Origin of the sequence: Ureibacillus sp. GCM10028918 (assembly GCF_042666115.1) — a bacterium.
GTDB lineage: Bacteria > Bacillota > Bacilli > Bacillales_A > Planococcaceae > Ureibacillus.
Genome location: NZ_JBHTFK010000002.1, coordinates 235042 through 246625 on the forward strand (window position 1 = coordinate 235042; position 11584 = coordinate 246625).

At 36.8% G+C, this 11584-nt stretch carries 9 protein-coding genes; 8 read left to right on the plus strand and 1 reads right to left on the minus strand.

Going from position 1 to position 11584, the window contains the following annotated elements; all coding sequences use genetic code 11:
• The first annotated feature begins 8 nt into the window (after positions 1 to 8).
• From tgt to ACFQU5_RS01105, 3 genes are all read left to right on the plus strand, one after another.
• Complete coding sequence (gene tgt / locus ACFQU5_RS01095; RefSeq protein ID WP_390283846.1) at positions 9 to 1154, plus strand: tRNA guanosine(34) transglycosylase Tgt; 1146 nt, start codon at positions 9 to 11, stop codon at positions 1152 to 1154.
• Positions 1155 to 1297: 143 nt separating this feature from the next.
• On the plus strand, positions 1298 to 1558 hold the full coding sequence (gene yajC, locus ACFQU5_RS01100) for a preprotein translocase subunit YajC (RefSeq protein ID WP_390283848.1): 261 nt from the start codon (positions 1298 to 1300) through the stop codon (positions 1556 to 1558).
• Positions 1559 to 1904: 346 nt separating this feature from the next.
• Positions 1905 to 2552, plus strand: a complete 648-nt coding sequence (locus ACFQU5_RS01105; protein WP_390284686.1) for a DUF421 domain-containing protein — start codon at positions 1905 to 1907, stop codon at positions 2550 to 2552.
• Here the strand turns inward: ACFQU5_RS01105 and ACFQU5_RS01110 are convergent.
• On the minus strand, positions 2529 to 4046 hold the full coding sequence (locus ACFQU5_RS01110) for a putative polysaccharide biosynthesis protein (RefSeq protein WP_390283850.1): 1518 nt from the start codon (positions 4044 to 4046) through the stop codon (positions 2529 to 2531). The two genes, ACFQU5_RS01105 and ACFQU5_RS01110, sit on opposite strands and share 24 nt — an antisense overlap.
• A gap of 92 nt (positions 4047 to 4138) precedes the next feature.
• Here ACFQU5_RS01110 and ACFQU5_RS01115 point away from each other — a divergent pair, with 92 nt between their 5' ends.
• From ACFQU5_RS01115 to ACFQU5_RS01135, 5 genes are all read left to right on the plus strand, one after another.
• Positions 4139 to 4441, plus strand: coding sequence for a post-transcriptional regulator (locus ACFQU5_RS01115; RefSeq protein WP_390283852.1), 303 nt, complete (start codon positions 4139 to 4141; stop codon positions 4439 to 4441).
• 283 nt (positions 4442 to 4724) lie between these two features.
• Positions 4725 to 6992 (plus strand): protein translocase subunit SecDF, encoded by a 2268-nt coding sequence (gene secDF / locus ACFQU5_RS01120; protein WP_390283854.1) that lies wholly within the window; start codon positions 4725 to 4727, stop codon positions 6990 to 6992.
• Between the two features lie 210 nt (positions 6993 to 7202).
• On the plus strand, positions 7203 to 9536 hold the full coding sequence (gene recJ / locus ACFQU5_RS01125) for a single-stranded-DNA-specific exonuclease RecJ (protein ID WP_390283856.1): 2334 nt from the start codon (positions 7203 to 7205) through the stop codon (positions 9534 to 9536).
• A 16-nt stretch (positions 9537 to 9552) separates the two neighbouring features.
• Positions 9553 to 10065 (plus strand): adenine phosphoribosyltransferase, encoded by a 513-nt coding sequence (locus ACFQU5_RS01130; protein WP_390283858.1) that lies wholly within the window; start codon positions 9553 to 9555, stop codon positions 10063 to 10065.
• 213 nt (positions 10066 to 10278) lie between these two features.
• A complete protein-coding gene (locus ACFQU5_RS01135; protein WP_390283860.1) occupies positions 10279 to 11562 on the plus strand; it encodes a glycosyltransferase family 2 protein in 1284 nt (427 codons plus the stop codon).
• Positions 11563 to 11584: the final 22 nt, after the last annotated feature.

An 11584-nucleotide genomic window follows, 5' to 3' on the forward strand; every position in this document is an offset into this window, starting at 1 on the left:
ATATTCGAATGACTAAACCAGCAGTAACATATGAATTAATTAAAACATGTAAACAAACAGGAGCAAGACTTGGGATTGTCCATACTCCACATGGTTCTTTTGAAACGCCCGCGTTTATGCCGGTTGGGACACAAGCAACCGTAAAAACGATGTCACCTGAAGAGCTAAAAGAGATGGATGCTGGAATTATTCTATCTAACACATATCATCTATGGCTGCGTCCCGGTAATGATATTGTAAAAGAAGCAGGCGGCCTTCATAAATTTATGAACTGGGATCGTCCAATTTTAACAGATTCCGGCGGTTTCCAAGTATTTTCATTAAGCGAATTCCGTAAAATTGAAGAAGAGGGTGTTCATTTCCGTAATCATTTAAACGGGGACAAACTTTTCTTAAGCCCAGAAAAAGCAATGGAAATTCAAAATGATTTAGGTTCTGACATTATGATGGCATTTGATGAATGTCCACCATATCCTGCAACATATGATTATATGTTAAATTCAGTCGACCGTACAACACGTTGGGCAAAACGCTGTAAAGAAGCTCATTCCCGTCCCGAAGATCAAGGTTTATTCGGAATTGTTCAAGGGGGAGAATTTGAAGAGCTGCGTAAACGTTCCGCGGAAGCTTTAGTGGAACTTGACTTCCCAGGTTATGCCATTGGTGGACTTTCTGTTGGTGAACCAAAGGACATTATGAACCGTGTACTAGAATTTACTACGCCATTATTACCTGATAACAAACCACGTTATTTAATGGGGGTTGGATCTCCAGATTCATTAATCGATGGGGCAATCCGTGGTGTGGATATGTTTGACTGTGTATTACCAACTCGTATTGCGAGAAATGGTACATTAATGACTTCAGAAGGCCGTTTAGTCGTGAAAAATGCAAAATACGCTCGCGACTTCAGCCCAATTGATCCGAATTGCGATTGCTATACTTGCAAAAACTATACACGTGCTTATGTGCGTCATTTAATCAGAACAGAAGAAACATTTGGTATTCGTTTAACAACTTATCATAATCTACATTTCTTATTAAAGTTAATGGAACAAGTTCGACAAGCGATTCGTGAAGATCGACTTGGTGATTTCCGCGAAGAATTCTTCGAAAAATACGGTTTTAATAAGCCAGATGCTAAAAATTTCTAAAAACAACCTTATTTTTATGGCGAAAAATTGAAGAATATGAAAAAGTGTGATTATTTTCATAAATATAGTCTTTTCATATCGCTTTTTCCATTCAATTTATACTATACTAATGAAGTGAGAGTTAGAAAGGAGGACATAAAACTATGGATACAATTGTTGGTTTACTTCCAATTATTATTATGTTCGTTGCGATGTGGTTCATTTTAATCCGTCCAGCACAAAAGAAACAAAAACAAACTGTTCAAATGCAAAATAGCATTAAACGTGGAGACCGTGTAGTAACAATCGGTGGACTACATGGAGAAGTTGATGCTCTTGAGGATGGAGCAATTTACATTATTGTTGATGGTAAAACTCGTTTAAAATTCGAGCGCCAAGCTATCGGTCGAGTAATTACAGAATAATAATATTAAAATCAAAAGCTTACTAAAACGGACAAGCTCCGAGTTAGTAAGCTTTTTTCAATGTTAAGGAAATATAAAAATTTGCTGTGTGGATAACCTTCTAAAATAGTTCTACTACCTCTAAGTGCTGCAGCCCAGTCCCCAACGTCGCGGTCTGCCTCTTCCGACGTGCGAGCGCAGTCGTCAAGTCCCATAAACAGCTTGGGACTTGCACAAACGATGTAGCGTTTTTGTTGACGCGGGGTTAAGCAGGATGCCCCGCGCTTTTGTTCTTTTAATAGGAATTCTTTTCAATGAATACTTAGATAGTCGTATGCCCAAAATGTCTATTGAAGGATGTGGGTATATGGAAACTTATGTTGAGATATTTTTGAGAACTGTATTTTTGTACATTTTTGTAATAATTGTTTTTCGTCTAATGGGTAAAAGAGAAGTTGGCGAATTGAGTATTATGGACTTAGTTGTCTTTGTTCTAATAGCTGAATGTGTAGCATTTGCACTCGAAGATGTAGATAAACCTGTTTTTCAGAATGTCTTTCCGATTATCATACTTCTGGTCATCCAATTTATAAATTCCCTGATTACTTTAAAGAGTAAAAAAATACGGGATATTATAGATGGAGATCCCTCCCTCATCGTCCGTGACGGTGTGATTGACCAAGAGGAAATGCGAAAACAGCGTTACAACTTAGATGACTTATTTCAACAAATGCGTGAAGAAAGGATCCCATCTGTACAACAGATAGACTATGCCTTTTTAGAACCATCAGGCAAAATATCAATCTTCTTAAAAAGTGACGATCCACTTATCTTATCGCTTATCGTGGATGGGTATATCGTTGATAAACATTTAAAAATAATGAACAAAGATAAAGCATGGCTTATGAATGAATTGCAGAAAATAGGTTATAGCGAAAGGGTAAATGATATTTTCTACTGCTGCTATGAAAACAATGAATTGCACGTTCAATTAAAGACGACGGGAAATAACTGAGCGTAAAACTTTAAAGTCGCTCCATTTAATTTGATTTGTAAGTATTAATAAAAGTGTTAGGATCGCTAAAGTAAGAGCACTATTTGTCCAAAAATTAAACGAGACCATAGGAATAAGATAGGACTGCATGAAACAAGTTATAATGAAAATACCATACGGAATAGCAAAGAATCTAAAACCGGCAGCAATCATTTTATGATTGCGAAGTGTTGCCATGTGTAAAAATGAAGTGACTAAAACGCCAAAGCCAATCGCAATGATTGCACCATATTCTTGTATAAATGGTTGTGAGGCTAGTACAAACATCACAAATAACTTTCCAAGACCACCATAAATTGAATTCATCATAGCAGGGCGTGCTTCATCGATTGCCTGTAAAATGGAATGGAGCGGACTTTGGATATAATAAAAATAAAAGATCGGTGCCAAAATTTTCATAAAGCCTCGATTCTCTTCTAGATCGAAGAGCTTCATTGCAAGTTCATCACCATGGATGAAGAAGTAAGTTGCAGCATAACAACCAACCAAAGAAGATAAACGCAATGAAATGCCGATTCGTTCGTTTAATAATTGAATATTACTTCTTGCTACAGCATCACTAACTGCAGGGATCAGTACAATGGCCAGTGCGTTAGGAATAAAGGACGGGAACAAGAGCAGCGGTACGTGGACACCAGAAATAATCCCGTACAAAGTAGTAGCTCCTACGGCTGTTAACCCTGAAACGGTCAATGCCTTTAAGAAAACAATTGGTTCTAAAAACCAAGTAAAAGTACCAAATAATCGACTACCTGCAGATGGCACCGCTATTCTTAAAAGGGGCATTGCTGGATAGGCTTTGGTTGCCTCGTTTTTCTTCGCTTTCTTTTTCTTATATTGATAGTGAATGTATAAATAAATAAATGAAAAAACTTCTCCAAATGCTGTTATTGCCATCGCATACGCAGCTGTTAATGCAGGGTTATCTGCTGTAACTAAAAATGGCAAGAGCAGTGTTATTAATGCGATTCGAATAACTTGCTCCAACATTTGTGACCAAGCAGTTGCGGAAATGACTGCAATGCCTTGTAAATATCCTCTTATGAGTCCTGAAAAAACTACAATCGGGACAGCTCCCAAACCAATATAAAGCGTTAACCTTGTGGCATCGTTATGTAAAAGTGTCCCAGCTAAGTATGGTATAAACAAGAACAATAACGGTGTGAAAATAATAATCGTAACAATTGACCATCTTGATGCTGTTTTCATAACAGCTGGGAGTTGGCCCTCTCTCCGTTTAGCATGGAGCTCTGCAATTACTTTTGCTACAGCAATGGGTATGCCTAACTGTAATAGTGATACAAAGAAGATAAACGCTGGATAGGCGGTCATATAAATACCTACAGCTTCTTCGCCAGCGACCCGCATAAACTGCATTCTATATATGAAGCCGAACAGTTTAGATAAAAAAATAACAAACGTTAAAAAAATAGTTCCTTTTACAAATGAACTCATTCATTCAATCCCTTCTCATTTCAAGAAATTTCAGATACAATATTTGTATGCTTGAATGTAGTGAGTTAAAACTATTGGTTGGGGGGATTGTAATGATTCAGTTCGAACAGCTATACAATGAGGTTTTACCAGTATTACAAAGCAAAATGGATGAAATAAATTATTATGAATACGATGGAATCAAATTAGAAGATATTTGGAATTTTTGCATTAAAAAAAAATGGAGAAAGAAAAATGTGGAAGATCTCCGTTTATATGAGATTGTGGAGACAATCTATTCTGTAAAGCCCTCGGAAATTGTTAGCTACTTCCAGATTCAGCAATTTCGGACTGAAGATTGGTTTGGAGACATAAGTCAGGGTGATTTACAAGTGTTATTCAAGCCAAAATTATAGAAAATGTTAAATAAATCCATGTCCATTGGTTTGACAGCTAGCGAATCGTGTCTCATAATGAGTTTTGTACATAAACAAGGCTTGTTTAGTTTGATGGATTAGACTAAACGAAAAATGAAATTTTGATAGAAAACGCTAAATGTATGTTTCTAATATTAATAATTGCTTTTTAGATTCTATATTAGAACTTACAAGATCGATTTAGCGCACAGTAGCGGTAAATCGAGTTTTTCTATTGTGTATACATCAAGAGGTATACACAAAATTTGAGGAGGATTTACAGATGAAGCTAAAAAGCCGTATTTTTACTTTTGTACTAGTGGCAGTAGTGCTATTTGCTGCAATGGGTGCAACAGTACAAGGAGTTTTGAAGGACGTAAAACTCGGGCTTGATTTACAAGGTGGTTTTGAGGTTTTATATAAAGTAGAATCACTAGTTGATGGTCAAAAAATTACACAGGATATTTTGACTGACACGACGACGGCACTCACAAACCGTACTAACCAATTCGGAGTAAGTGAGCCGAGCATACAAGTCGAAGGTGAAGATCGAATTCGTGTGCAATTAGCAGGAATCGATGATCAGTCTTCCGCTCGTGAATTATTATCAAGTACGGCGAATTTAACATTCCGGGATGTAAATGACAATATCTTATTAGATGGTACGGATTTAAAAGAAGGTGGAGCAGCCGCTTCATTTGATCAGCAAAATCGTCCGATTGTAACACTTACTTTAAAAGATGCTGCCAAGTTTGCAGAGGTTACTAAGAATGTCTCACAAATGGGACCTGGCCAGAATCTTTTAGTTGTTTGGCTGGATTTTGAAGAAGGCGTAGATTCGTACGCTGCAGAAGCACAAAAAGCAGATCCGAAATTTATATCTGCAGCAGGGGTCGATCAAGTATTAAATACGACTGATGTCATGATTAGCGGGAACTTTACTGTTCAAGAGACAAAGGACTTTGCCAGTGTCTTAAATGCAGGGGCTTTACCTGTAAAATTAACTGAAATTTATTCTACCTCTGTAGGTGCACAATTTGGTGCAGAAGCATTGAACAGTACAGTGTTTGCCAGTGTAGTCGGGGTTATTTTAATTTTCATCTTTATGCTCTTTTACTACCGTTTACCGGGCTTTGTATCCATTATCACTCTATCGGTATTTACGTATTTAGTCCTGATTGTATTCAATGCAATAAATGCGGTATTAACATTGCCGGGTATTGCGGCACTAGTGCTGGGTATTGGGATGGCAGTAGATGCCAACATTTTAACTGCTGAACGTATACGTGAGGAATTGCGTGTCGGCAAGTCTGCAAAAGAGGCTTACCAGTATGGTTCGAAACAATCCTTGTCTGCTATTATTGATGCACAGTTGACAACCTTGCTAGCTGCAGCAGTACTATTCTTCTTTGGTACTAGCTCAGTAAAAGGGTTCGCGACAACATTGATGATTACAATTGTACTAAGTTTCGTAACTGCTCTGTGGTTATCGAGAATTTTATTAGGTTTACTAGTAAACAGTGGGTATTTTAACAGCCCTTCACTATACGGAGTTCGTAAATCAAAAATACATGATGCATCTGAAGGAATCGAAACCTTGGATCTATCAACAAACTTTGATCGTCTGGACTTTGTTAAAAACCGTAAAAAATTCTATTCTATTTCAATTGGTATCCTCATAGTTGGGGCTGTAATTATTGGTATCTTCAAGTTGAATTTAGGAATTGACTTCTCGAGTGGTACACGTGTAGAAATTCTTTCAGATGAGCAAATCTCTCAAGAAGAAGTAACGGAGTATATTGACGAAATTGGATTCCCTTCTGAAAAAGTGATTATTTCTGGGGAAGATCAAAATTCGGCAGTAGTTACTTATAAAGAAGATTTAACTCAACAACAAATTCTTGATTATAAAGCAGCAGTACTTAAAGATTATGGTCATGAACCAAGTGTAAGTACAGTTTCACCAACAGTAGGACAAGAGTTAGTGAAAAATGCCATTTATGCATTAGCGATTGCTGCTTTAGGAATAATAATCTATGTGGCATTCCGTTTTGAATGGCGTATGGGTGTTGGGGCAATTGCTTCATTATTGCATGATGTATTCTTTATGGTAGCTATCTTCAGCTTCTTCCGACTAGAAGTGGATATTACCTTCATAGCAGCTATTTTGACAATCGTTGGTTACTCTATTAACGATACAATTGTTACGTTTGACCGTATTCGAGAAAACGTTAATCGAAAAGGAAAAATTACTACAAAAGAAGAACTGGCTGACATTGTGAATAAATCACTTCGCCAAACAATGGGGCGTTCAGTGAATACTGTATTAACAGTAATCATTGTAGTAGTTGCCTTATTACTATTTGGTGCTCCAGCAATTCAAAACTTCTCAATTGCTTTACTTATTGGTTTATTAACAGGAATGTATTCATCAATTTGTATTGCTGCTCAAATTTGGTATACTTTAAAATCTCGTGAAATGGATAAAAAAGGTACTGCTGTAGAGAGCAAAGAGAAAAAACAATGGGGTTCAGACGAGCCTGTTGTTTAATAAACTTCCAGCCTAAATTTAGAAAGACAAAGTGTGAAGACTTACCTACACTTTGTCTTTTTTTATTTAGGGCATTTTGCAAAGTTAAAAGATGGGTACATATCAAATAGAATTAACCCTTTTGTTCCTGTTTTTATCAATTCATCTATTTTTATAGGTTAGTAGTTTGCATGTTTTTTCGGTATAATGAAAACTTGAGGAAGTGAGTCTATGATACAATCAACAAAAAAGTGGGTTGTCGAACAGCCTATTGAAAACACGATTAAACAACTACAAAGCGAATTAAATATATCATCCCTAGCAGCCAAAATATTATCTGCGAGAGGCTATACATCTGTCGACCAAGCTAAAGATATACTCATTATGGATGAAACAAACTTACATGACCCGTATTTATTAAATGGCATGAAAGAAGCGGTTGAGCGTATTGAAGAAGCTTTAAACAATGGCGAGAAAATTTTAATCTATGGTGATTATGATGCAGATGGAATTACTAGTACGACAGTAATGATGAATGTACTCCTCGATTTAGGGGCAGATGTTGATTATTGTATCCCGAATCGATTTACACACGGTTATGGACCCCATGAAGAATTATTTCGTGAAGCAAACAAAAAGGGTGTGCAACTAATTATTACTGTCGATAATGGGATTAGTGGAATTGTACCTATCCGAGTAGCAAAAGAACTTGGGATGGATGTCATTGTAACTGATCACCATGAAGCTGGTGATGAATTACCGCCAGCTGATGTAATTATCCACCCCAGAGTACCGGAAGGACAATATCCATTTGGAGAATTAGCGGGAGTCGGGGTTGCTTTTAAATTAGCTCATGCATTATATGGTGAGGTCCCTGACCATTTATTTGAGTTTGCTGCAATTGGTACCATTGCGGATTTAGTTCCACTTGTTGGAGAAAATCGCTATATTGTACAACAAGGACTTAAGCGCTTGAAATCTTCTGACAACCCATGGGTCCGTGCACTATGTGAAGTCACAAGTGTGAAACAACATGAAATTGATGAAGAGGCAATCGGTTTCTATTTTGCTCCTCGATTAAATGCCATTGGAAGACTAGGTGACGCTGACCCCGGTGTAGCCTTTTTAATGAGTGAAAACAATGTGGAAGCAGCAACAGGTGCAAAACTTCTAAACCAAAAAAATGTTGAACGAAAAGAAATTGTAAGTTCAATTACTGAGCAAGCTATCGAAATGATTGAGAGTGATCCGGCAATTTCAGATTCACTTGTTTTAGTCATTGCGAAGGAAGGGTGGAACCCTGGTGTTATTGGGATTGTTGCTTCACGTTTGGTCGAGAAATATTATCGCCCTACAATAGTACTTTCGCTTGACCCGGACAAAGGCACGGCAAAAGGATCTGGACGTAGTATTGAAGGCTTCCATCTATATAATGAACTCGCAAAAAATCGCGAAATCCTGCCTCATTTTGGCGGACACCCAATGGCTGCAGGAATGACCTTTGCAGCGGAGCATGTGGATGAGCTGCGAAGCCGTCTTCATCAACAAGCATCAGAATGTCTAACAGAAGAAATGTTGACACAGAAGCTTACAATAGATGTACCGGTAGAGATTAGCGAAGTAACAGTGGAAGCAATTGAGGAAATCAAAAAACTTGGACCATTTGGGACTGGATTTACAAAGCCAATTTACGCTTTACAAAACGTTCAGGTACGCTCCATGAGAAAAATAGGAGCTGGTGAGAACCATTTGAAACTCGAGCTAGAGGACGCACATGGCTTCATCGATGCAATTGGATTTAGTAAAGGATATTTGTATGATGATATTACCTATGGTGTAAATCTTTCCTTTGTCGGTGATTTACAAATTAATGAATGGCAAGGGAAGAAAAAAACTCAGTTAATGATATCGGATGTTCAAACAAACGAATGGCAGCTTTATGATTACAGAGGCAAAAACCAGGTTCAAAAATGGATTCAGACATTACCTCAAGAAGAGTGTGATTTTATTGCTTTTCAACAAACAACTCTACAATTCTTTGAAGGTCAAATAACTAATAGAATACATCTTATGACGGATGAGAATTCTGTTCAAAATTTTTCGCCTAATATTGTATTATTGGATCTGCCAAAAAGTGCACAAACTTTAGAGAGGTTGATTGTTCTGGCCAAGCCTCAGCGAGTTTATGCCGTATTCTATACACCAGAGTCCAAATACTTTAATGGAATGCCCACTAGGGAACATTTCGGTTGGTATTATAGCTTTTTGAAAAAACGCCCAAATTTCAATCTACAGATGCATATACAACAATTAGCTCAACATATTGGCTTAAATATAGAAGTCATAAAATTTATGACGAACGTGTTTTTTGAGCTAGGTTTTGTTACAATAGAAAATGGTCTGACAACAGTAAATAGTAATGTGCCAAAACGATCGCTCTCGGAAGCTAATGTTTATAAACAAAGAGTGGAACAGATTGAATTGGAACAACAGCTTTTGTATGCACCATATATAGAACTAAAACAATGGTTTAACGAACGAATGAGGGAATATAACTATTCCTAAGGAGGACAAATTAGTAATGGATTTAACACAATATGTAACAACGGTAGAAAACTGGCCAAAAGATGGCATTAGCTTCAAAGATATTACGACGATTATGGATAATGGCCCTGCTTTTAAGTATGCTGTTGACAAAATCGTAGAATTCGCAAAAGAAGTAGAGGCTGATATTATCGTGGGTCCTGAAGCTCGTGGGTTCATCATTGGATGCCCAGTAGCTTATGCCCTGGAAATCGGCTTCGCACCTGTACGTAAAGAGGGGAAACTGCCTCGTGAGGTTGTTCGTGTAGAATACGGTTTAGAATATGGACAAGACGTATTAACAATGCATCAAGACGCAATCAAACCAGGACAAAAAGTATTGATTGTTGATGACTTATTGGCAACTGGCGGAACTGTAGATGCAACAGTGCAGTTAATTGAAAAATTAGGCGGTATTGTTGCAGGTTGTGCGTTTATTATAGAATTAAACGACTTGGATGGACGCAGTAAAATCGGGAATTACCCTGTTAAAACATTAATCCAGTACTAAATCTAAATAAATGTTAAGGCTGTTTAAAAGTGAAAAAACTTTTAAACAGTTTTTTATTTTCACATTTTTAACCTTGGGTAACTGTACCACAATTACAAAATATTAACGTAAAGTTAATATGGCCTTTATCTTAAATTAGTAAGATTAGATATAATTAACATTTTCAATAGGAAAAATACTATTAACCATTATTGATGTCATGGAGGTTGCATTTTGGTTTCTTTTGTTTCTTCGTTTCTTCAACACTTTAATTTCGTCACGTTTCTTGTTTTTTTACTGTTTTACTCATATCAGTTTGTCTATATGCTCGTTGCTTTAAGGAGTAAACGACATAAAAAGAATGTGGCCAATGATAATCGCCTTAACAAATATGCGGTAATTATCGCAGCTAGAAATGAAGAATTAGTAATAGTGGAATTAATCAAAAGCATTCGAAAACAAAGCTATTCCCAAGAAAATATTGATATCTTTGTTATAGCGGATAATTGTACGGATCAAACAGCTAAAGTAGCTAAACAGGCAGGGGCAATTGTGCGGGAAAGATTCAATAAGAATAAGATAGGCAAAGGCTATGCTCTTGATTTTATGTTCAAAGTTATTAGTAATGAATACAGTTCGAAAAAATATGATGGATATTTTATATTTGACGCTGACAATCTGCTTGACGAGAACTATATTGTTGAAATGAATCGCACGTTCAATCAAGGATACCGGGTTGTAACAAGCTATCGCAATTCTAAAAATTTCGATCAAAACTGGATCACTGCTGGCTATGCCATCTGGTTTTTACATGAAGCAGAATATTTGAACCTGCCAAGAATGACTTTAAATACCAGCTGTGCCATTTCAGGTACCGGTTTTCTAGTACACTCGGACTTAATCAAAAAGAACGGTGGATGGATTCATCATCTCCTTACAGAAGATATTGAATTCTCAATTTCTCAAATTCTAAAGGGTGAAAAAATTGGGTATTGTCAGGATGCTGTTTTTTATGATGAGCAACCAATCACATTCAGACAATCTTGGAGACAGAGATTACGTTGGGCGAAAGGATTCTACCAAGTATTTTCAAAATATGGTATAGATTTAGTGCGTTGTATTTTCAAACGGAATCATAATAGTTTTTCGTCCTATGATATGACGATGACCATAATGCCGGCAATGATTCTTACAAATGTCTCAATTTTAGTCAACGGGTTGTTTTATCTGGCAGTATTATTTAATATATTTGAAGAAGTAAGCGTGGTTAATACAACACTCCTTATATTGCAATCAATCGGAATGTACTATTCCGTGATGTTTTTTATGGCTTTAATGACAACAATAACAGAATGGAAGAGGATACATTGTACAGGATGGAAGAAAATTGCCTATTCTTTTACATTTCCATTCTTTATGATGACCTACATTCCCATTTCAATCGTAGCCTTATTTAAAGAAGTGGAGTGGAAGCAAATACCACACACTGTTGTTAAGTCTATCGATGAAGTTCAGTAAATTGTTTGTTAACAAACTAATG

Excerpts from the sequence above, each read along its gene's own strand:
- tgt (WP_390283846.1), top strand. The coding sequence starts at position 9 with ATGACTAAACCAGCAGTAACATATGAATTAATTAAAACATGTAAACAA.
- yajC (WP_390283848.1), top strand. The coding sequence starts at position 1,298 with ATGGATACAATTGTTGGTTTACTTCCAATTATTATTATGTTCGTTGCG.
- ACFQU5_RS01105 (WP_390284686.1), top strand. The coding sequence starts at position 1,905 with ATGGAAACTTATGTTGAGATATTTTTGAGAACTGTATTTTTGTACATT.
- ACFQU5_RS01110 (WP_390283850.1), bottom strand. The coding sequence starts at position 4,046 with ATGAGTTCATTTGTAAAAGGAACTATTTTTTTAACGTTTGTTATTTTT.
- ACFQU5_RS01115 (WP_390283852.1), top strand. The coding sequence starts at position 4,139 with ATGATTCAGTTCGAACAGCTATACAATGAGGTTTTACCAGTATTACAA.
- secDF (WP_390283854.1), top strand. The coding sequence starts at position 4,725 with ATGAAGCTAAAAAGCCGTATTTTTACTTTTGTACTAGTGGCAGTAGTG.
- recJ (WP_390283856.1), top strand. The coding sequence starts at position 7,203 with ATGATACAATCAACAAAAAAGTGGGTTGTCGAACAGCCTATTGAAAAC.
- ACFQU5_RS01130 (WP_390283858.1), top strand. The coding sequence starts at position 9,553 with ATGGATTTAACACAATATGTAACAACGGTAGAAAACTGGCCAAAAGAT.